Raw genomic sequence first — 20802 nt, 5'->3', positions numbered from 1 at the left:
GCCGCCACGCCCGCGGGCGCGGCGACCGTGGCGATGCAAACCGCCGCGACGCTGGAATGGAGGGCTCGGCGCAGGCTCATATCAGCCCTTCTTGGTCCCCTGCGGCTGGGCGCCGGCGGCGGGCGCGGCGGCCTGCTTGGCCGGCGGGGTCTTGACGCCCGCGGCCGCGGCGTTGGCGGCGTCATTGGCGCTGGCGGCCAAGCCCTGGGCCTTGTCGAACCGGTCCGAGAGCGCCTCGGTCAGGGTCTTGGCGTCGGAAGGCGCCATCTGGGCCAGGATCGCGGCCAGGGACTTTTCCTTCATCTTGGCGGCGATGGGCAGGCGGACCTTGTCGTCCAGCAGCACCAGGCGCGGCGCGGCGTCCTTGGGCTTCATGCTCTCGAACACCTTCACCATCCGGGCGATCTCGGCTTCCTGGGCCTGGTCGGCCTGGCCCATCAGCCCCTGGATGTCGCCCTTCAGCCCGGTCAGGGACTTGATCTTGGCGTCGAGCTTGGCCTCGGCGGCGGCCATCAGGGCCAGCTGGGTGTCGAGGTCGCTCTCGCGCTGGTCCAGTTCGCCGCGGCGGGCGCCGAGGTTCTGCAGGACCTGGAGTTCGGCGGGCGACAGGCCGGCTTCCTTGGCCAGTTCAGCGGCGGTCGGGGCGCAGGCGGCGACCACCGGGGCCGGCGGCTTGGCGCCTTCCGGCGGCAGGGCCGAGGCGTCGACGGCGGCGTCGCCGGCCGCGGCGGCCTTCTCAGCCTCCTTGTCGGCCTTGGAAGGCTTGGCGGCTTCCTCGGCGAAGGCGCGGGCGCCCTTCAGCATGTCGGGCAGGCTGCGGGCGCCGGCCAGGGCGTTGACCGCCAGCACGCCGGCCAGGGCGACGCCGACCAGGGGCAGGATACGGGGCATGTTCTTCATCGACGGCCTCCCATGACGCTACGCAGCGGACGACGGCGGGGCTCGTCCTGGGCCTGAAGGGGTGGGGACTCGACGCGCGGGGCTTCGGCGCGCCGGGGTTCAACTTCGCCGGGCTCGGCGAACAGCTCTTCCTCGAAGGCGGGACGCTGGCGGGTGGGCGCAGGCTCGCGGCGCAGGACAGGTTCCGGCGCCCGACGCGGACGCGGTTCGCGCGCGCCCGACAACAGGCTGCCCAGCTTATGGGTCACCCGCTCGACGTCGGCGGCGAAGTCGATATCGCCGCGGGCGGCCGCGTCCCGCAGAGCGGCGGGCGACGGGCCGGAGACGGGAGCAGACTGGGGGCCGGCCTCGGCCGCCGACTGCAGCTGGCGGTCCAGCTTGGCGGTCAGGGCGCGGGCTTTTTCGATACGGTCAGCCAGCTCGTCGGTGGCTTCGTCGGTGGCGGCGCGCAGGTCGGCCAGGCCCTGCTCGGCCCGGGCGGCCGCGGCGTCCAGTTCGGCCACGGCGCGGGCGAAGCCCTCATGGCTGTCCTTCAGCGCCTTCAGGCGGCTGTTCAGGCGAAAGCCCATGGCCAGCGCGGCCAGCAACAGGGCGGCGAGCAACAGGTTCAGGCCGAGGGCGACGATGCTCATTTCAGCCTCTGCACGGCTTGCCGGGCCTTGGGCGACAGGGGCGCCTCGACGCGGACGGCGATGTGATGGTTGCGGCGACCCATGCGGCCCTGGGTCAGCGGGATCTGGCCGGCGCGCAGCTCGACCAGACTATCCGGCGTGGCGTTCAGCATGATCGTCTGGCCGACCTCGAGATTGAGGACTTCCTTGAGGCTGATCTGCTGCTCGTCGAGGATGGCGCGGATGTCGATCTGGGTGGTCCAGAGCTCGGTGGCCAGGTGGCCTTCCCAGATGTTGTCGCGCCCGAACTTCTCGCCCATGAACTGCTGCAGCAGCATCTTCCGGATGGGCTCGAGGGTGGCATAGGGCAGCAGGAGCTCGATTCTGCCCCCGCGGTCTTCCATGTCGACGCGCAGCTTGACCAGGATGGCGGCGTTGGCCGGCCGGGCGATGGCGGCGAAGCGCGGATTGGTCTCCAGCCGGTCGAGGGTGAAGCTCACCGGGGTCAGGGGCTCGAAGGCCAGCTGGGCGTCGGCCAGCACCACCTCGACCATCCGCTGCACCAGCACGCGTTCGATGGTGGTGTAGGGCCGGCCCTCGATGCGCATGGCCGCGGTGCCGCGCCGGCCGCCCAGGAGCACGTCGACGATGGAGTAGATCAGGTTGGAGTCCACGGTCAGCAGGCCGTAGTTCTCCAGCTCCTCGGCCTTGAACACCGACAGGATGGCCGGCAGCGGGATCGAGTTCAGGTAGTCGCCGAAGCGGATCGAGGAGATGTTGTCGAGGCTGACCTCGACATTGTCCGAGGTGAAGTTCCGCAGGCTCGTCGTCATGTACCGCACGAGGCGGTCGAAGACGATTTCGAGCATGGGCAGGCGCTCGTAGGAGACGAGCGCGGAGTTGATGATGGCGCGGATGCCCGAGCGCTCAGCAGCCTCCTCGTCGGACAGGTCGAAGCCAAGCAGGCTGTCGATTTCGTCCTGGTTGAGGATGCGCTCGGAGCCGATGGCGCCTTCGGCGGCGGGATCCAGATCCCAGCCGCCCTCGTCGTCGCCGCCGCTATTTTCGAACTCGTCCGCCATGCTGGTAAGCGATCCCGGGGCCTCAAGGGCCCTAGTTGATCAACATCTCCTCGATCAGGACGGCGTTGCACTTGGCCGGCGCGATGACGAGATTCACGCGGCGCTGGATCTCCATGCGCAGCTGATAGGAGCCCTGGCTGCCCTGGAGGTCTTCGGGGCGCAGTTCACGCAGGAAGGTCTGGAACATGTCCTGCATCCTGGGCATGTTCGGCTCCAGCGTCTCCACCGCTTCCTCGTCCGGCATCTCGAGGGTGAGCTTGAGCTTCAGGAAGGTCGGCCGGCCGTCGGCGGTCTGCATGTTGACCACTACGTCGGGCAGGGTGACGAACATCACGCCGTTCGGCCCCTCGGAGACCTTGGGGGCGTTCTTGTCCTCCTTGCCCCCCTCCTTCTTCTCTTCCTTCTTTTTCTCTTTCTTCTTTTCCTTGCCGTGCTCGCCGGCCTTCTCGCCCTCGGCGGCCGGCTTGGGCTTCAGCAGGAAGAAGGCCGCGGCCCCGCCGCCGCCCAGGACGAGCACGGCGGCCGCGATGATGATGATCAACATCGGCGGCTTCTTCTTGGCCGGGGCTTCTTCGCCCTCAGCGCCCTCTCCGCCTTCGCCAGCGGGGGCTTCCTTGACCTTTTCCTTGGCCACGCGCGCGCATCCTTAGAATCTTATCCCCTCTGCATGCCGCGCCCTTGGTTAAGGATCGGTTTTTAACTCCTGTTAACGCGGTCCAAATCGTACCCGGCAATTTCCGCCGACGGGCGCCCGTTAACTTTATTATTTGTTGTTTTCATTGATGTTTCAGACTGGCCCAAAGCTTGCAGCGTTTTGGCGTACGAAAGTGTCGCACAAGCCCAAGCGTAAACATCGCCATGGACAACACCCTCTATGTCGGCCTGTCGCGTCAGATGACGCTGCGCCGCGAGCTCGACATCATCGCGAACAACATCGCCAATGCCGACACCACCGGCTTCAAGGTCGAGAGCCTGATGGTGGGCGAAGCGCCCCAGGCGCCGGCCCAGACCTTCAGCGCGCCCAAGCCGGTCAAGTTCGTGCTGGACCGCGGCGTGGCCCGCGACTTCGGCCAGGGCGCCCTGCACCGCACCGAAGGCACGCTGGACGTCGCCATCGAGGGGCCCGGCTTCTTCAAGATCTCGACGCCCGAGGGCGAACGCTACACCCGTGACGGCCATTTCCGCATGGACGAACTGGGCCGGGTGACCACCCAGGACGGCAAGGCCGTGCTGGACGAGGGCGGCGGCGAGATCACCATCGATCCGCAAAAGGGCGCGGTCATGATCGGCCGCGACGGCACGGTGAGCCAGGGGTCCGAGCGGGTCGGCAAGATCGGCGCGGTGACCTTCGACAGCCTGTCGGTGCTCGAGAAGACCGGCGACAACCTCTACAAGAACACCTCCAATTCTCAGCCCGCCCCGGCCTCGGCCAGCCTGATCCGCCAGGGGATGCTGGAAAGCTCCAACGTCAATTCCATCGCCCAGATCACCCGGATGCTCGAGGTCACCCGCGCCTACGAGTCCATGGCCAAGATGATGGACAACGCCGCCGACCTGTCCCGTCGCTCGATCGAGCGCATGGGTCGGGTGCAGTAGGGAAAGCTTAGAAGATGCAAGCACTTCGCACCGCCGCGACGGGCATGGCCGCCCAGCAGCTGAACGTCGAGGTCATCTCGAACAACATCGCCAACATGAACACTGTCGGCTTCAAGCGGCAGCGGGCGGAGTTCCAGGACCTTCTCTACCAGACCCTGGAGCGGGCCGGTTCGCAGTCGTCCGACCAGGGCACCGTGGTCCCCACTGGCATCCAGATCGGCGCGGGCGTGAAGGCCGGCTCGGTCTATCGCATCACCGAACAAGGCTCGATGACCGCCACCGGCAACGACCTGGACCTGGCCATCGACGGCCGCGGTTACCTGCAGGTCCTGATGCCCAGCGGCGAGATCGCCTTCACCCGCGCCGGCAACCTGTCCCTGAACGACCAGGGCCAGCTGGTCACCGACGACGGCTACCAGGTCCAGCCGGCCATCACCGTGCCCGGCGACGCCACCAAGGTTATCGTCTCCAAGACCGGCCAGGTGCAGGTGGAACAGCCGGGCTCCACCACGCCGAACGTGATCGGCAACCTGGAGCTGGCCAACTTCATCAACGAGGCCGGCCTCGAGGCCATCGGCGACAACCTCTATCTGCAGACCGGCTCTTCCGGCGCCCCCACCACCGGCGCCCCCGGCTCGACCGGGTTCGGCAGCGTCCTGCAGGGCTACACCGAGGCCTCCAACGTCGACGCGGTCACCGAGATCACCGCCCTGATCACCGCCCAGCGCGCCTATGAGATGAACTCCAAGGTCATCACCTCGGCCGACCAGATGCTGTCCACCGCCAACCAGCTGAAGTCCTAAGGCCATGCGCGCGCCCACCCTCGGCATGATCCTCGGCCTTGCCCTGACCCTCGCCGCCGCGCCCGCCTTGGCCGGCCAGAGCGTCACCCTGCGCCCCGACACCACCGACGCCGACGGGGTGGTGACCCTGGGCGACGTGTTCGAGGGCGCGGGCGCCGCGGCCAATGTGGCGATCGCCCAGCGCAGCGGGACCATGGTGGTGCTGGACGCCAACGCCGTGCAGGCCGCCGCGCGCCGTGCGGGCCTGGACTGGGCCAACGCCACCGGCCTGCGCCGCATCGTGGTCAAGGCGGGCGAGGCGGCCACCGCCGCCGGACCCGCCCGCGGCAATGTCGAGGTCCTGACCTACGCCCGCAGCCTGTCCACCGGCGAGATGGTCCAGCCGGAAGACCTGGTCTGGGCCAAGGTCGCCGCCGCCCCGGCCGATGCGCCCCGCGACGCCGACGCCGTGATCGGCCAGTCCGCCCGCCGGCCCCTGCGCCAGGGGGCCGCGGTCTCCCTGCGCGACGTGGCCCAGCCTCTGGTCATCAAGACCGGCGATGTGGTCACCGTCTCGTACGAGGCCGACGGCATTTCGCTCTCGATCCAGGGCAAGGCCCTGGCCAATGGGGCCATCGGCGACACCCTGCTGGTGCAGAACCCCACCTCCAAGAAGACCCTCCAGGCCGTGGTCACCGGACCGGGCCTGGCCTCCATCGGTCCCGCCGCCGACCAGGCGCGCGCGCTCGGCCGCTCCCAGATCGCGCTCCGCTAAGGAACACCCCCATGCGTAACCGCCTGCCCCTCATCCTCGCCCTCGGCCTCATCCCCCTGGCCGCCTGCTCCACCGTCGAGGAAGCCGTGAAGGGGCCGCAACTCGCGCCCGTCGGCTATCCCGCCGCCCTGGCCCCCATGGAGCAGGTGGTGATCAATCCGCAGGACCAGCCGGCCGCCCCGGCCTCGGCCAACTCCCTGTGGCGCACCGGCGCGCGGGCCTTCTTCATCGACCAGCGGGCGCGCAAGGTCGGCGACATCCTGACCGTCCAGATCGACATCGACGACAGCGCCAAGACCCAGAACACCTCCACCTCCAGCCGCACCGGCGCGATGAGCGCCGCCGTGCCGAAGCTGTTCGGGCTGGAGAACCAGGTCGGCCAGTTGCTGCCGCCGCACAACAACTTCGATCCGACCAACGCCCTGCAGACCAAGACCAATTCCAGCAACACCGGCACGGGCAGCGTGAATCGGGCGGAGAAAATCTCCCTGACCATCGCCGCCGTGGTCTCGGCGGTGCTGCCCAACGGTAACCTGGTGATCCAGGGCACCCAGGAGGTGCGCACCAACGCCGAGCTGCGCCAGCTGACCGTGGCCGGGATCGTCCGGCCGGAGGACATCTCCTCGGCCAACACCATCAAGCACACCCAGATCGCCGAGGCCCGCATCTCCTACGGCGGCCGCGGCGACATCAGCCGAGTGCAAAAAGTGCCGGGTCTCCAGTCGGTGGTGGAACGCTTCCAGCCGTTCTGACGGCTGGTACCGTCCTGCTTCGCCGCGCGAGCGGCGAGGCCGCCAGAGGGACACGAAGGACACAAAGGGAGCACAGGGCACAAGGGGCGCGTGGGTCTGGCAGCTTGTTGGACTGCTAGATGTGCGCGCAAAGCGCGCCTTCGTGTTCTTTGCTCCCTTTGTGAGCTTTGTGTCCTCCTTGCTGAGTCCGGCCTATCTCAAGCTATTTGCGCATAGGTCCCGCTGGGCGAGCGCGTGGGCCGTGCTAAGCTTGTCGCATGATGCTCGCCGCCGTTCTCGCCGCCGCCGCGACCGCCGCTGCTCCGCCGCCCGGAACCTGGACAGCGGTCACGCCCAAGGACGCCGCCGTCTCGCTGACCTATGCCCCGCCGGGCGCGCCGGGGCCGGTCCTGACCATGGTCTGCGAGCGGGGGACAGGCCAGATCGCCTTCAATGTGGTGCTGGCCGCGCCGCCCGGCGGCTGGCCCGCGGGCCGGGACAGCATCCCCTTGAGCGTCATCCTGACCTCGGGAGCGCAGGTCTCGACCCTGCGCGGCCTGGCCCAGCCCATCGCCGGCGGCGTGCGGCTGTCGTCTGAGGTGGCGACCCGCGCGCCTGTTATCGACGCCTTTTCCGACACCGGCCTGATCGCGATCTCCACCAAGACCCAGCTGGCCGTCGCGCCCACGCCCGCCCCACGCGGCACGGCGCGGAAGTTCCTGGGGCCGTGCAAGTAGGCCGCATCGACAAAATGGCCAGCCTCTGGCTATATTAGCGCCATGAGCCAGCACAGCGTCGTCGAGGCGAAGAACAATCTCTCGGATCTGATCGAGCGCGCGCTTCGCGGCGAGCCGGTGGTGATCACACGGCACGGAAAGCCTGTGGTCGAGCTGAAGGCCGTCGAGCCCAAGGGACGGGCGGTGACGCAGGCCGATATTGAGTGGCTCGACGCGCGCCGGATCAAGCCCAGGGCGGGCAGCGAAAGCATCGTCGATCTGGTGATCCGGATGCGTGACGAAGACTGGCGATGAGCGTCTATCTGGACGCGAGCATCCTCGTCTCGCTGTTCATCGATGACAGCCTCACCCAAAGGGCGAGAAGCCTTGTCGCTGGGTCAGGCAGATTTCTCATCATCAGCGACTTCATGCGTGCAGAACTGGCGTCCGTTGTCGCCCGCTATGTCCGGACGGGCGCCGTATCGCCCGCAGAGGCCGCAGCCCTTTTCGCCGATTTCGACTCATGGAGCCGCGCGTTCGATACGGCGGAGACCACCAGCGCCGATGTTCGCCTCAGCGAAGTCTGGCTGCGCCGCCTGAATCTCAACCTCCGCGCCCCTGACGCCGTGCATATCGCCATTGCGGCGCGTCTCGGCGCGAGCCTTGCGACCTTCGACGTCCGGATGGCCGAGGCGGCGCGAGCGCTCGGCGTTTTAGTAGAGCCGATCTAGGCCCGCCGTCCCGCCACCGAAGCGTTGTCGAGGCCGAGCGCGTTCAGGGCGCCGCGGACGATGCCGTCCGCGTCGAGACCGGCCTGGGCGTACATGACGTCCGGCTTGTCCTGGTCCTGGAAGATGTCGGGCAGGGTCAGGGTTCGCACCTTCAGGCCGCGGTCGAAGGCGCCGTGTTCAGCCAGGGTCTGCAGGACGAAGGCGCCGAAGCCGCCCATCGCGCCTTCTTCCACCGTGATCAGGGCCTCGTGCTCGCGGGCCAGGCGCAGGACCATGTCGACATCCAGCGGCTTGGCGAAGCGGGCGTCGGCGACGGTGGCCGACAGGCCGCGGGCGGCCAGCGCATCGGCGGCCTTCAGGCTTTCGCCCAGGCGGGTGCCGAAGGACAGGATGGCGACGGCCGTGCCCTCACGGACGATCCGGCCCTTGCCGATCTCCAACGGTTCGGCGACGCCGGGGATCTCCACGCCCATGCCCTCGCCGCGCGGATAGCGGAAGGCCGAGGGTCGGTCGTCGATGGCGGCGGCGGTGGCGACCATGCGGGCCAGTTCGGCCTCGTCGGCGGCGGCCATCAGCACCATGCCCGGAAGGGCGCCCATATAGCCGATGTCGAAGGAGCCGGCGTGGGTGGCGCCGTCCGCGCCCACCAATCCAGCGCGGTCCATGGCGAAGCGCACGGGCAGCTTCTGGATCGCGACGTCGTGGACGACCTGGTCATAGCCGCGCTGCAGGAAGGTCGAGTAGATCGCGCAGAACGGCTTCATGCCGTCGGCGGCCAGGCCGGCGGCGAAAGTCACCGCATGCTGCTCGGCGATGCCCACGTCAAACATGCGCTTGGGGAAGCGCTTGGCGAACAGGTCGAGGCCTGTCCCGGAGTCCATCGCGGCGGTGACGGCGATGATCTTCTCGTCGCGCTCGGCTTCCTTGATCAGGGCCTCGGCGAACACCTTGGTGTAGGTCGGCGCATTGGGCGTGGCCTTGGCCTGCTGGCCGGTGACCACGTCGAACTTGACCACCGCGTGCAGTTTGTCGGCGGCGCTTTCGGCCGGGGCGTAGCCCTTGCCCTTTTGAGTGACCACATGAACAAGCACCGGCTTGTCCTTGATCTCTCTTGCATTCTTGAGAATCGGCACCAGGGCGTTCAGGTCGTGCCCATCCACCGGGCCGATGTAGTAGAAGCCCAGCTCCTCGAAGAAGGTGCCGCCGGTGACCATGCCCCGGGCGTACTCCTCGGCCTTGCGGGCGGCCTCCTGCATCGGCTTGGGCAGGACCTTGACCATCGACTTGCCGAGGTGGCGCAGGGACTGGTAGCCGCCGCCGGACACCAGGCGGGCCATATAGGCGCTCATGCCCCCCACCGGCGGGGCGATAGACATGTCGTTGTCGTTGAGGATGACCGTCAGCTGGCCCGGGATCTCGCAGGCGTTGTTCATGGCCTCGTAGGCCATGCCGGCGCTCATGGAGCCGTCGCCGATCACCGCGACCACGCAGTTGTCGCGGCCTTCCGCCTCGCGGGCGGCGGCGAAGCCCAGGGCCGCCGAGATCGAGGTGGCGGCGTGCGCCGCGCCGAAGGGGTCGTAGTCGCTTTCCGAGCGCTTGGTGAAGCCCGAAAGCCCACCGCCCTGGCGAAGGGTGCGGATACGGTCGCGCCGGCCGGTCAGGATCTTGTGCGGATAGGCCTGGTGGCCGACGTCCCAGATCAGGATGTCGTCCGGGGTCTCATAGACATGGTGCAGGGCGACGGTCAGCTCGACCACGCCCAGGCCCGCGCCCAGGTGCCCGCCGGTCTGGGAGACCGCGTCGATGGTCTCGGCCCGCAACTCGTCCGCCAGCTGGCGCAGCTGGGCTACGCTCATCCCCCGGGTGTCGGCGGGGGAGGTGACGGTGTCGAGAAGAGGTGTGATCGGCGGCATTTAGACGAACGCTATCGACTGGGAGTCAGTTGCGGCGCTCTAGCACGAAATCAACGCTGGACCGCAGGATTTCAGCGCGCGGGCCAAAAGCGTCGAGATGCGCCTTGGTCTGTTCAATCAGCAGGGTCAGGCGCTCGCGCGCGCCGTCCACGCCGAGCAGGGTGACATAGTTGGCCTTGCCCTTCTCCGCGTCCTTGCCGGCCTTCTTGCCAAGCACGGCGGCCTCGCCCTCGGCGTCCAAGAGGTCGTCGACAATCTGATAGGCCAGGCCCAGGTCCTGGGCGAAGGCCATCAGGGCGTGACGCTCGCCTTCGGAGGCGTGGGCCATGATCAGCGGCAGCTCGAAGGCGCAGGCGATCAGGGCGCCGGTCTTCAGGCGCTGCATCCGGGCCACCGCGCCCAGGTCGTCGCGCACGCCCAGCAGGTCGATCATCTGGCCGCCGCACATGCCGCGCGCGCCGGCGGCCAGGGCCAGCTTCAGCACCATGTCGGCGCGGACGTGGGCGTCCTTGTGGGTGTCCGGGTGGGCCAGGATCTCAAAGGCCACAGCCTGCAGGGAGTCACCGGCCAGGATGGCGGTGGCCTCGTCATAGGCCTTGTGCACCGTGGGCCGGCCCCGGCGCATGTCGTCGTCGTCCATGGCCGGCAGGTCGTCATGGACCAGACTGTAGGCGTGCACGCATTCCAGGGCGCAGGCCGCGCGCAGCACCGGTCGGTCAGGCAGGTCGAACATCCGCCCGGTCTCCAGGGCGAAGAAGGGGCGCAGGCGCTTGCCCGGCCCCAGGGCCGCATAGCGCATGGCCTCGGTGAGGCGGGCTTCCGGGCCTTCGGCGCGGGGCAGCAGCTCGTCGAGGGCCACCGTCACCAGGTCAGCGGCCTCGGTCACCCTCTGGGGGAGGGTCTGCATCAGTTGAACTCGGCGGGTTCGGCGCTGGGCTGGCCGCCCGCCCCCATCACGATCTTCTCGACCCGCAGGCGCGCGGCCTCAAGCCGGGTCTCGCAGTGAGCCTTGAGCTTCGCGCCGCGCTCATAGAGGGCGATGGACTGCTCCAACGGCGCCTGGCCGGATTCCAGCTGGCCTACGATGCGCTCCAGTTCGGCCAGGGCCTGCTCGAAGGTCAGGGCTTCGATGTCGTCGGCGTCGGCCATGGGGTCTCCTAAAGTCAGGCGGGCAACCTAGTGACCACGGCCCCGGGCCGCAACCGGTTCAGGGCTCCGCGAGCGCCCTGACATGGGCGAGCGCCGAGCGGCCCAGCGCCTCCAGGCCGTAACCGCCTTCCAGCGAGGAGACGATCCGGCCCTTGGAGCGGACACGGGCCACCTCGGCGATGGAGCGCGTCGCCCAGGCGAAGTCCTCAGCCTCCAGGTTCTGGGAGGCGTCGCCCACCGGATCGCGGACATGGGCGTCGAAGCCGGCCGAGACCAGGATCAGGTCGGGCTTGAAGGCGTCCACCTGGTCGATCAGGCCGGAGAAGGCGCGCCGCCAGACCTCGCGCGGGGCGTTCGGCGGCGACACGGCGTTGACGATGTTGGCGGGGACCGGCTCGTCCGGATGGCCGGTGCCCGGCCACATGGGCCACTGCTGGACCGAGGCGAAGAACAGACCCTCGCGACCGCCCAAGGCCGCCTGGGTGCCATTTCCGTGGTGGACATCGAAGTCCACCACCGCCACGCGGCTCAGGCCCGCAGCCTGGGCGGCGCGGGCGGCGATGGCGACGTTGGAGAAGATGCAGAAGCCCATGGGGATATGCGGCTCGGCATGATGCCCCGGCGGCCGCACGGCGCAGAAGGCGCGGTCCATCTGGCCCGCCGCCACGTCGCGGACGGCCTGGACCACGGCGCCGGCGGCCCGGCGCGCGGCGGTCAGACTGCCCGGCGACATGAAGGTGTCGGCGTCGAGCATCAGCAGGCCTTCAGAGGGCGCCGCGCCGAACACCGCCTCGATATAGTCGGGGTTGTGCACGACCCTCAGGTCCGCCTCGTCGACCAAGGGGGCGTCGCGGCCTTCGAGGTGCAGGTCCGAGGCGTCGGCCAGGGCGTCGAGCACCGCGCGCAGCCGCTCGGGCCGCTCCACATGGCCGGAGCCCGGGCGGTGGTCGAACATGTCCGTATGGGTGTAGAGCGAAACGGCCATTTCGAATCCCACTCGACCCCAGATCGGGTGCAATGCCAAGCCATCTTCCGGAGTTCCGCTGACGCCATGTCTGACCTGATCATCCGCCGGGCGACGCCCGCCGACGCCCAGGCCCTGTCGACCATCGGCGCCCGCACCTTCACCGAGACCTTCGCCCACCTCTATCCGCCGGAGGACCTCGCCGCCTTCCTCGCCTCCGCCTATGGGATGGAGCGCACGGTCGCGGACCTGAACGATCCGGCCAAGGCGGCCTGGCTGGTGGAGACCCCGGCGGGCGAGATCGTCGGCCACGGCCTGGCCGGCCCTTGCCACCTGCCCCACCCTGACGTGACGCCGGAGTGCGGGGAACTGGAACGCTTCTACCTGCTCAAGGCCCACCAGAACGGCGGGACCGGCGGACGGCTATGGCGGGAGATCATGGCCTGGCTCGAGGCCCCCGGCCCGCGCGACCTGTGGATCGGGGTCTGGTCCGAAAACCACGGCGCGCAGCGCTTCTACGGCCGCCAGGGCTTCGAGAAGGTGGGCGAGTACGGCTTCAAGGTGGGCTCGGTCGTGGACCGGGAATTCATCCTGAAACGCCCCAAGGGACAGGTTTTCTAACAAACCCATCAGAGGCGCTGATAGTTTTGCGGGCGCCCGCGCGGTTTCTCACAAAAAATGGAGAAATATTGCGCGAATTTCACGGGTCACGCTTTGACCTGAAGCCTCGCATTTGCGACTTTGCCGCCAATCATCGCGGAAGCTGACGGCGACGGGTGGGATGTTGAGGATCGGTTATGTCCGGCTGCGCGATCGGCGCTCCACGGACGACACAGTGACGTTGAAGTCGGCGGGCTGCCATGTGGTCCGGGCGGAGGAGCCCGAGGCCCTGAGCGGTGATGCGTCGCAGGTTCTGAGCTCCATCCTCGACTTCATCGGCGAGGGCGACCAGTTGGTGGTGACCCGCCTGGACCAGCTGGGCGGCTCGGGCCGCGCAGTGCTCGAGGTGCTGGACCGACTGGAAGAGCGCGGCGCCAGCCTGTTCGTGGTCGAGCAGGACATCTCCAGCCAAGGCCTCGGCGGCCAGGCCCTGCGCGCCGCTCTCCAGGCGGTGATGGCGGTGGAGCCCGCCTGGACCAGCCGCAAGCGCAAGGGCCAGCTCGCCGCCGATGAGGTCCGCGCCCTGCAGGCGGCCGGCGTCGGCCCGGTGGAGATCGCGAGGCGCTTAGGCGTCAGCCGCATGACCGTCTGGCGGAAACTGAAGGCCGACGCCTGATCAGGCTTTGGCGCGGCCCTTAAGCGGGGCTAGCCTCCTGGCTTCAGTCGGGAGGCGTCACGTGTCGCACTTGGGACAACTCACCCGCCGGGGCCTCGCCCGGCTGTTCGGCGCGGCCGGTGTCACGGCCCTGGCCGGCGAGGCGGCGGCTGACGCGCCCTATGACATGGTGGTGGAAAGCGACATCATGGTCGCCGCCCGCGACGGGGTGAAGCTGGCCACTGACGTCTATCGCCCGGCCCGTGACGGCAAGCCCCTCCCCGGCCGCTTCCCGGTGATCCTTGAGCGCACGCCCTACGGCAAGACGGTGGTCAGCCGCTCGGAGCTGTCGGTGGCGAACCCCAAGCCCCTGTCCCGCGCCGAGGTCGCCCGGTTCTTCGTCTCGAAGGGCTATGTGGTGATCTACCAGGACTGCCGCGGCCGCTATGGCTCGGAGGGCAAGTTCGTCAAATACCTGAGCGACGGCGCCGACGGCTACGACACCTGCGCCTGGATCGTGAAACAGCCCTGGTGCGACGGCAAGATCGGCACGATGGGCCTGTCCTATGCGGCCCACACCCAAGGCGCCCTGGGCAGCGCCGGCGCGCCGGGCGTCGCGGCCATGTTCCTGGACTCAGGCGGCTTCGCCAACGCCTACCAGGGCGGCATCCGCCAGGGCGGCGCCTTCGAGATGAAGCAGGTCACCTGGGCCTATTCCAACGCCCTCGAAAGCCCGGAGATCGCGAACGACCCGAAGAAGCTGGCGGCGCTGAAGGCCGTCGACATCAAGGCCTGGTTCGCCAAGCTGCCCTGGAAGAAGGGCGCCTCGCCGCTCAGCCTCGCGCCGGACTACGAAGACTATGTCTTTGACCAGTGGAAGCACGGGGAGTTCGACGCCTACTGGAAGCAGATGGGCATCTATGCGGAAGGGTTCTACGACCAGTTCTGCGACGCCCCCATGGTCCACATGTCGTCCTGGTTCGACCCGTACCCGCGCACGGCGACCCAGAACTATATGGGCCTGAAGGCGAAGAAGCGCGGGCCGGTGCGGCTGATCCTGGGGCCGTGGACCCACGGGGACCGCTCGCTGACCTATGCCGGCGACGTGGACTTCGGCCCCGCCGCGACGCTCGACGGGCAGTTGGCGGCCAATCACCTGGAGCTGCGCCTGCGCTGGTTCGACGCCTGGCTGAAGGGCGCGCGCAACGGCGCCCTGCAGGACCCGGCGGTGCGGATCTTCGTCATGGGCGGCGGGACGGGACGGCGCAACGCTGCGGGCCGCATGGACCATGGCGGCCGCTGGCGAGCGGAGACGGACTGGCCGATCCCGGACGCGCGCAACACCGTCTTTCACCTGCACGGCGACGGCCGGCTGGCGGTCGACAAACCGGTCAAGGACGCCGCGCCCAAAACCTACCTGTTCGATCCCGACCATCCGGTCCCCAGCATCGGCGGGACCATCACGTCTGGTAAGCCGGTGATGGTGGGCGGCGCCTTCGACCAGCGCGAAGGCCCGGCCTTCTTCGGCTCACGCGAACCCTACCGCCCCCTGGCCGAGCGGCCGGACGTGCTGGTCTTCCAGACCGAGCCGCTGAAAGAGGACGTGGAGGTCACCGGCCCCATCGTCGCGCGCCTGCACGTCACCACCGACGGGCCGGACACCGACTTCACAGTCAAGCTGGTCGACGTCTATCCGCCCAATGCGGACTATCCCGAAGGCTTCGCCATGAACCTGACCGACGGGATCCTGCGCCTGCGCTACCGCGACAGCTTCGAGCACCCCAAGCTGCTCACCCCCGGCGAGGTGGTGGAGATCGAGGTCAGCTGCTTCCCCGCCTCCAACCTGTTCAAGGCCGGCCACCGCATCCGCCTCGATGTGTCGTCCAGCAACTTCCCGCACTTCGATGTGAACCCGAACACCGGCGGCCCCGAGGGCCCGGAAGGCGAGCGGCGGGTAGCGCGCAACACCCTGTTCGTGGATGCGAGCCGACCTAGCCGCGTGGTGCTGCCGATCATTCCGAAGCGGGGGTGAGCGCTCTGCTCCTTCACCCCCGCCAGCGGGCGAAGTCGACGAAGGCGCGTAGGGGCCCCGGCATCTGGCGGCGGCTGGGGTAGTAGAGGAACGGGCCCGGGAAGGGTTCTGACCAGTCGTCCAGCACGGTGACCAGGCGGCCGGCCTCGATGTGGGGCCGGGCGAAGTCCTCAAAGGTGGTATAGAAGCCGACGCCGTCGCAGCAGGCGCGGATGAGGCCGTGGGCGCTGGCGCCCACCAGCGGGCCGGACGGCTCGATGCGCACCGCCTCCCCTGCCCGCTCGAACTCCCAGGCGGGCGTCAGACCGCTGGCGAAGCGGGTGCGGATGCAGGGGACGCCCAGCAGGTCGCGCGGATGTTGCGGCGCGCCGACCCTGGCGATCAGGTCTGGCGCGGCGATCACCACATAGCGCTGCGGGCCGCTGAGCGGCACGGCGATCATGTCCTTGGCCAGGCTCTCGCCCCAGCGCACGCCAGCGTCGAAGCCCTCGGCCACGATGTCGACGAAGGCGGTCTCGGCGCGGATCTCCAGCTCGACACGCGGGTGGGCGGCGAGGAACGGCGCGATCAGCGGGGCCAGGGTCAGTTCGATGGCCGGCTCCGGTGCGTTGATGCGCAGGCGGCCGGTCGCCTCGCCGGCTTCGGACAGGGTGTCCTCCACCGCCCGGCTGATGTCGGCCAGGGCCGGGGTGATCCGCTCCAGCAGGCGGGCGCCGGCCTCGGTCAGGGCCACGCTGCGGGTGGTGCGGTTGATCAGACGCAGGTCCAGACGCGCCTCCAGGTCGCGCAGGGTCTGGCTGAGGGTGGAGACAGAGACCCCGCGCTCCACCGCCGCCGCGCGGAAGCTGCGCCGCCGGGCGATGGCCGCAAAGGCCGCGAGGTCGTCCAGGTCCGGGGCCTTCATTGTTCTATTTTCCGAACAGTCCATTCAATACAATGCGGATTATCGCACGAACTTCAGGGGCGCATAAGGGGGCCACACCCTGAACGGAGAGACGCCATGCAAAAGACCCCCCTCGGCCGCACCGGCCCGGCCACCTCCATCGTCGGCCTGGGCTGCATGGGCATGTCGGACATGTACGGCCCGGCCGACCGCGCCGAGTCCCTGGCCACCATCGACGCCGCCGTCGAGGCCGGGATCACCCTGCTGGACACCGGCGACTTCTACGGCATGGGCCACAACGAGATGCTGATCGGCGAGGCCCTGAAGCGCCATCGCCGCGACGACCTGTTGATCAGTGTGAAGTTTGGCGCCCAGCGTGGTCCGGACGGCCTGTGGATCGGCTATGACGCCAGCCCCCGGGCCCTGAAGACCGCCTGCGCCTACAGCCTGAAGCGCCTTGGCGTCGATCATATCGACGTCTACCGCCCGGCCCGCCTGGACCCGAACGTACCCATCGAGGAGACGGTCGGCGCCATCGCCGAGCTGGTGAAGGCCGGCTATGTCCGCCACATCGGCCTGTCCGAGGTCGGCGCCCAGACCATCCGCCGCGCCGCCGCCGTCCACCCCATCGCCGACCTGCAGATCGAATACTCACTCATCGCCCGCGGCATCGAGGACGCCATCCTGCCAACCTGCCGCGAGCTGGGGATCGCCGTCACCGCCTATGGCGTGCTGGCCCGAGGCCTGATCAGTGGCCACTGGATGAACCGCCAACTGTCGCCCACCGACATCCGGGGCCACACGCCGCGGTTCCAGGGCGAGAACCTGGAGGTCAACCTGGCCCTGGTCGAGGCCCTGCGGGCGGTGGCCATCGCGCGCGGCGTGACGGTGGCCCAGATCGCGGTGGCCTGGGTGCTGGCGCAGGGCGATGACATCGTCCCGCTGATCGGCGCGCGTCGCCGAGACCGCCTGGCCGAGTCGCTGGGGGCCCTGACGCTGGACCTGTCGCCGGCCGACCTGGCGGCTATCGAAGCCGCCGCCCCCAAGGGCGCCTCAGCCGGCGCCCGCTACGCCCCGGCCCAGATGGCGAGCCTTGATTCCGAGCGGTAGGGCCCGCCCCGGCTTGCACGACGCAACGGACGCACTGGACATGGGGCCTTCGCGGCCCCATCCTTCCCAGTCAAACATCTGTTCGTCCCGCCATTGGGGAAGCCCACCCATGTTCATGCGTTTCTTCACCGAACTCCGCGAAGCCAAGGTGCCGGTGACGCTCAAAGAGTACCTCATGCTGATGGAGGCGCTCGACAAGGCGGTGATCGACCGCAACGTGGACGACTTCTACTACCTGTCCCGCGCGGCCCTGATCAAAGACGAGAAGAACCTGGACAAGTTCGACCAGGTGTTCGGGCACGTCTTCAAGGGCCTGGAAAAGCTCGACATCCTGGGCACGTCGGACATCCCGGCCGAGTGGCTGAAGAAGCTGTCCGACCAGTTCCTGACCGACGAGGAGAAGGCGCAGATCGAGGCCATGGGCGGCTTCGACAAGCTGATGGAGGCGCTCGCCGAGCGCATGAAGCAGCAGCGCGACGAGGACGGCGACGGGGACGGCAAGGGCAAGGGCAAGAACGGCCAGGGCCCCACCGGCGACAGCCCGTTCGGCGCCAACGGCTATCACCCCGAGGGTGTGCGCATCGGCCAGGAGAAGGGCCGCCACGGCAAGGCCGTGAAGGTCTGGGACAAGCGCGAGTACAAGAACCTCGACGACTCGGTCGAGCTCGGCACCCGCAACATCAAGGTCGCCCTGCGCCGCCTGCGGAAGTGGGTGCGCGACGGCGCCGCCGAAGAACTGGACATGAACGCCACCATCCGCGGCACCGCGGAGAAGGGCTATCTGGACATCAACCTGCGCCCCGAACGCCGCAACAAGATCAGCGTCCTGATCTTCTTCGACATCGGCGGCTCGATGGACAGCCACATCAAGCTCTGCGAGGAGCTGTTCTCGGCCGCCAAGACCGAGTTCAAGAACATGGAGTTCTACTACTTCCACAACTGCCTCTATGAGAGCGTGTGGAAGGACAACCGTCGCCGGCACACCGAGAAGCTGTCGACCTGGGACGTGCTTCACAAGTTCTCCAACGATTACAAGATCATCTTCGTCGGCGACGCGACGATGAGCCCCTATGAGATCACCTATCCGGGCGGCTCGGTGGAGCACTGGAACGAAGAGCCGGGCGCGGTCTGGATGGACCGGGTGGCCCAGCTGTTCCCGCACATGATCTGGCTGAACCCCACGGCCGAGCGCCACTGGGACTACACCCCCTCTATCGAGGTGATGAAGCAGCTGGTCGGCGACCGGATGTACCCCCTGACCCTGGAAGGCCTGGACAAGGCCATGCGCGAACTCTCGAAATAGAGGCACGATTGTTGCTTAGCGACAGGCAAGCCCTAGACTTTTCTGTCGCTTGAAGGATTCGCCCGTGACCGACCCCGTCGCGCCGCTGGAAGACAACACCGAAGCCGCCACCAAGGCGGCGGTGTTCTGCGCGGCTGAACGCCTGTTCGCGCTGCATGGGTTCCAGAACGTCTCGGTGCGGGACATCACCGCCGAGGCCGGGGTCAATCTGGCCTCGGTGAACTATCACTTCGGGTCCAAGGACGCCCTGCTGTTCGAGATCTTCCGCCGGCGCACGGCGGAGCTGAACCGCGAGCGGGCCCGGATGCTGCACGAGGCCAACGCCCGCCACGACGGCAAGCCGCCGGTGCGCGAGATCCTCGAGGCCCTGTTCGCCCCGCCCCTGCGTTGGGGCACGACGGACAACGACCGCCGCATCTCGGTCCAGTTCATCATCCGCTCGCGAAGCGAGGGCACGCCGGAGATGCGCGAGGCCCTGACCAACGACGTCAGCCACCTGGCCCGCTTCGCCGACGCCCTGATCGCCGCCCGGCCGGACCTGCCGCGCGAGACCGTCTACTGGCGGCTGCACTTCTGCCTCGGCATGGTCCACAACAACCGCTTCGCCGAGTTCGACCGCCTGCACGTCCTGTCCGACGGGGCCACCCGCGAGGGCGATGTCGAAGGCCTCCTGAAGCGCATGCTCGACTTCGCCGAGGCCGGGTTCCTCGCTTAGGCAGGCTCCCTCGCCCCGCTTGCGGGGAGAGGGTTGGGGTGAGGGGGCGAGCGGCGGCCCAATGCGCTGCGATTCAGGCTGACCGTGGGGAAGAACGGGCTTTCCAGCCCGGCGGACTCTGCTAGACCGGACGGATTGTTTTTATCTGTTTTGTCAAAGGGAGGGCCCGCGCGGACATGATCCGCTGAGCGCGCGGGCGAATAACGCCAGTGGACCGAGTCGAGACCCCCCAAGAGCCGGCGCCGGACGTCCAGTTCGTCGCCGCAGAGCCGACCCTCGCCGAGAAGGAAGAAGCTTACGAGCGCTTCGTCTGGGACAATCTGAAACGCAACTATCTGGGCAACTACCTGCACGGCATGCTGGGCATGACCGGGTTCAGGCTGGTCAACGCCCCCACCTTCCTGCCCGCCTATCTGCACCTGATCTCCGGATCGAACACCATCGTGGGCCTCGGCATGGCCCTGCAGCAGGTCGGCAGCGTGGTCTCGCCGATCATCGGCGCCACCCATATCGAACACCGCAAGAAGGTCATGCCCGCCGCCGTCTGGATGGGCGGCCTGGCGCGGGTGCAGATCGTCGGCATGGCGGCCGCCGGCTGGCTGCTGAAGGGCCAGTCCCTGGTCGTGGCCATGCTGGTGCTGATGTTCCTGTTCGGCCTGTTCATGGGCGCCCAGCGGGTGGTGTTCGGCTTGTTGATGGCCAAGGTCATCCCCTTGAGCCGCCGCGGTCGGCTGCAGGCCTGGCGCAACGCCACCGGCGGAGCCATCGCCGCCGTCCTGGCCTGGGCGGCGGGCAAGTACCTCATCCAGGGCAACGTCCTGGGCAACGGCTATTCGACCACCTTCGCCCTGGCCGCCTTCCTGACCACCCTGGGCCTGTGGACCCTGCAGGTGCTGCTGCGCGAGCCGGAGCCGCCCAACCTGCCGGCCAAGAGCAAGATGCGCGACCGGCTGAAGGACTTCCCGGCCCTGATCATGTCCGACAAGGGCTATGCGGCCTTCCTGGCGGTGCAGATGCTGGCCACCGCGGCCCGCGTGGCGGCGCCCTTCTACGCCATCTATGTCACCTCCAGCCTGCCGCTGGCGGCTCAGGTCCTGGGGCTGGGGGCGCTGAGCCTGGCCTATCTGGGGGCCGACACCGCCTCGAACCTCCTGTGGGGGTATCTGGGCGACAAGACCGGGTTCCGGCTGGTGCTGCTGGTCTCGATGATCATCTGGATCGCCGCCACCGCCCTGCTGATGACCCTGCATGCGCCGGCCATGGTGTTCCTGGCCTTCTTCGGCCTGGGCGCGGCCCAGTCGGGCTACATGATGGCCGCCCAGACCATGATCCTGGAGTTCGGCGACCGCTCGGAAATGCCGATGCGCATCGCCATCTCGTCCACCGCCGAGGGCATCACCGCCTGTATCGGTCCGCTGGTGGGCGGGTTCCTGGCGGATAATCTGGGCTATCCGACGGTGTTCGGGGTCTCGATCGGCTTCCTGGTCGCCGCCCTCGCCCTGCTGGTCCTGATGGTCAAGGAACCCCGCACCGCCCGCATGGCGGCGATGTAGA

At 68.4% G+C, this 20802-nt stretch carries 23 protein-coding genes; 14 read left to right on the top strand and 9 right to left on the bottom strand.

Going from position 1 to position 20802, the window contains the following annotated elements:
* Positions 1-81: 81 nt before the first annotated feature.
* From ACFQ27_RS14925 to ACFQ27_RS14910, 4 genes are read right to left on the bottom strand one after another with little or no spacing between them, the layout of a single operon-like run.
* On the bottom strand, positions 82-900 hold the full coding sequence (locus ACFQ27_RS14925) for a MotE family protein (RefSeq protein WP_377354141.1): 819 nt from the start codon (positions 898-900) through the stop codon (positions 82-84).
* Positions 897-1532 (bottom strand): DUF6468 domain-containing protein, encoded by a 636-nt coding sequence (locus tag ACFQ27_RS14920; RefSeq protein ID WP_377354140.1) that lies wholly within the window; start codon positions 1530-1532, stop codon positions 897-899. The genes ACFQ27_RS14925 and ACFQ27_RS14920 overlap by 4 nt, the downstream gene beginning before the upstream one ends.
* Complete coding sequence (fliM, locus tag ACFQ27_RS14915) at positions 1529-2593, bottom strand: flagellar motor switch protein FliM (RefSeq protein ID WP_377354139.1); 1065 nt, start codon at positions 2591-2593, stop codon at positions 1529-1531. Before fliM ends, ACFQ27_RS14920 begins: the two co-directional genes overlap by 4 nt.
* A gap of 31 nt (positions 2594-2624) precedes the next feature.
* Complete coding sequence (locus tag ACFQ27_RS14910) at positions 2625-3227, bottom strand: flagellar basal body-associated FliL family protein (RefSeq protein WP_374345210.1); 603 nt, start codon at positions 3225-3227, stop codon at positions 2625-2627.
* A gap of 224 nt (positions 3228-3451) precedes the next feature.
* Here ACFQ27_RS14910 and flgF point away from each other — a divergent pair, with 224 nt between their 5' ends.
* From flgF to ACFQ27_RS14875, 7 genes are all read left to right on the top strand, one after another.
* On the top strand, positions 3452-4189 hold the full coding sequence (flgF, locus tag ACFQ27_RS14905; protein WP_374345211.1) for a flagellar basal-body rod protein FlgF: 738 nt from the start codon (positions 3452-3454) through the stop codon (positions 4187-4189).
* A 14-nt stretch (positions 4190-4203) separates the two neighbouring features.
* The gene (gene flgG / locus ACFQ27_RS14900) at positions 4204-4992 is read left to right on the top strand and encodes a flagellar basal-body rod protein FlgG (protein ID WP_374345212.1); all 789 of its coding nucleotides are present in this window, start codon (positions 4204-4206) and stop codon (positions 4990-4992) included.
* Positions 4993-4996: 4 nt separating this feature from the next.
* Positions 4997-5746, top strand: a complete 750-nt coding sequence (flgA, locus tag ACFQ27_RS14895) for a flagellar basal body P-ring formation chaperone FlgA (protein WP_377354138.1) — start codon at positions 4997-4999, stop codon at positions 5744-5746.
* An 11-nt stretch (positions 5747-5757) separates the two neighbouring features.
* A complete protein-coding gene (gene flgH / locus ACFQ27_RS14890) occupies positions 5758-6498 on the top strand; it encodes a flagellar basal body L-ring protein FlgH (RefSeq protein WP_377354137.1) in 741 nt (246 codons plus the stop codon).
* 257 nt (positions 6499-6755) lie between these two features.
* Positions 6756-7214, top strand: coding sequence for a hypothetical protein (locus tag ACFQ27_RS14885; RefSeq protein ID WP_377354136.1), 459 nt, complete (start codon positions 6756-6758; stop codon positions 7212-7214).
* A 42-nt stretch (positions 7215-7256) separates the two neighbouring features.
* Complete coding sequence (locus ACFQ27_RS14880; RefSeq protein ID WP_374345217.1) at positions 7257-7508, top strand: type II toxin-antitoxin system Phd/YefM family antitoxin; 252 nt, start codon at positions 7257-7259, stop codon at positions 7506-7508.
* A complete protein-coding gene (locus ACFQ27_RS14875; protein WP_377354135.1) occupies positions 7505-7924 on the top strand; it encodes a type II toxin-antitoxin system VapC family toxin in 420 nt (139 codons plus the stop codon). Before ACFQ27_RS14880 ends, ACFQ27_RS14875 begins: the two co-directional genes overlap by 4 nt.
* Here the strand turns inward: ACFQ27_RS14875 and dxs are convergent.
* From dxs to ACFQ27_RS14855, 4 genes are read right to left on the bottom strand one after another with little or no spacing between them, the layout of a single operon-like run.
* Positions 7921-9837: a 1-deoxy-D-xylulose-5-phosphate synthase gene (gene dxs / locus ACFQ27_RS14870; protein WP_377354133.1), complete on the bottom strand. Its 1917-nt coding sequence runs from the start codon at positions 9835-9837 to the stop codon at positions 7921-7923. The two genes, ACFQ27_RS14875 and dxs, sit on opposite strands and share 4 nt — an antisense overlap.
* Before the next feature lie 25 nt (positions 9838-9862).
* A complete protein-coding gene (locus ACFQ27_RS14865) occupies positions 9863-10744 on the bottom strand; it encodes a polyprenyl synthetase family protein (protein ID WP_374345220.1) in 882 nt (293 codons plus the stop codon).
* Positions 10744-10986, bottom strand: coding sequence for an exodeoxyribonuclease VII small subunit (locus ACFQ27_RS14860; protein ID WP_374345221.1), 243 nt, complete (start codon positions 10984-10986; stop codon positions 10744-10746). The genes ACFQ27_RS14865 and ACFQ27_RS14860 overlap by 1 nt, the downstream gene beginning before the upstream one ends.
* 58 nt (positions 10987-11044) lie before the next feature.
* Positions 11045-11971 (bottom strand): histone deacetylase family protein, encoded by a 927-nt coding sequence (locus tag ACFQ27_RS14855; RefSeq protein WP_377354132.1) that lies wholly within the window; start codon positions 11969-11971, stop codon positions 11045-11047.
* Between the two features lie 66 nt (positions 11972-12037).
* On the opposite strand from ACFQ27_RS14855, the gene ACFQ27_RS14850 reads away from it, so the two are divergent.
* The 3 genes from ACFQ27_RS14850 to ACFQ27_RS14840 all read left to right on the top strand — a co-directional run bounded on the left by ACFQ27_RS14850 (position 12038) and on the right by ACFQ27_RS14840 (position 15237).
* Complete coding sequence (locus tag ACFQ27_RS14850; RefSeq protein ID WP_377354131.1) at positions 12038-12571, top strand: GNAT family N-acetyltransferase; 534 nt, start codon at positions 12038-12040, stop codon at positions 12569-12571.
* 160 nt (positions 12572-12731) lie between these two features.
* A complete protein-coding gene (locus tag ACFQ27_RS14845) occupies positions 12732-13226 on the top strand; it encodes a recombinase family protein (protein WP_377354130.1) in 495 nt (164 codons plus the stop codon).
* A 61-nt stretch (positions 13227-13287) separates the two neighbouring features.
* A complete protein-coding gene (locus tag ACFQ27_RS14840) occupies positions 13288-15237 on the top strand; it encodes a CocE/NonD family hydrolase (RefSeq protein ID WP_377354129.1) in 1950 nt (649 codons plus the stop codon).
* 13 nt (positions 15238-15250) lie between these two features.
* On the opposite strand, the gene ACFQ27_RS14835 is transcribed toward ACFQ27_RS14840, so the two are convergent.
* Positions 15251-16141: a LysR family transcriptional regulator gene (locus ACFQ27_RS14835; RefSeq protein WP_377354128.1), complete on the bottom strand. Its 891-nt coding sequence runs from the start codon at positions 16139-16141 to the stop codon at positions 15251-15253.
* Positions 16142-16237: 96 nt separating this feature from the next.
* Between ACFQ27_RS14835 and ACFQ27_RS14830 the strand changes: the two genes are divergently transcribed.
* From ACFQ27_RS14830 to ACFQ27_RS14815, 4 genes are all read left to right on the top strand, one after another.
* Positions 16238-17230 (top strand): aldo/keto reductase, encoded by a 993-nt coding sequence (locus tag ACFQ27_RS14830; RefSeq protein WP_374345229.1) that lies wholly within the window; start codon positions 16238-16240, stop codon positions 17228-17230.
* A 109-nt stretch (positions 17231-17339) separates the two neighbouring features.
* On the top strand, positions 17340-18533 hold the full coding sequence (locus ACFQ27_RS14825; protein WP_377354127.1) for a vWA domain-containing protein: 1194 nt from the start codon (positions 17340-17342) through the stop codon (positions 18531-18533).
* Between the two features lie 64 nt (positions 18534-18597).
* Positions 18598-19248 carry a TetR/AcrR family transcriptional regulator gene (locus ACFQ27_RS14820; protein ID WP_377354126.1) on the top strand — a complete coding sequence of 217 codons (651 nt, stop codon included), beginning with the start codon at positions 18598-18600 and terminating at the stop codon, positions 19246-19248.
* Between the two features lie 209 nt (positions 19249-19457).
* Entirely contained in the window at positions 19458-20801 is a 1344-nt protein-coding gene (locus ACFQ27_RS14815; protein WP_374345232.1) for an MFS transporter, read from the top strand.
* The last annotated feature ends 1 nt before the right edge of the window (position 20802 follow it).

Source organism: Phenylobacterium conjunctum (assembly GCF_042679085.1).
Lineage (GTDB): Bacteria > Pseudomonadota > Alphaproteobacteria > Caulobacterales > Caulobacteraceae > Phenylobacterium > Phenylobacterium conjunctum.
This window is presented reverse-complemented; position numbering and strand designations above follow the sequence as displayed.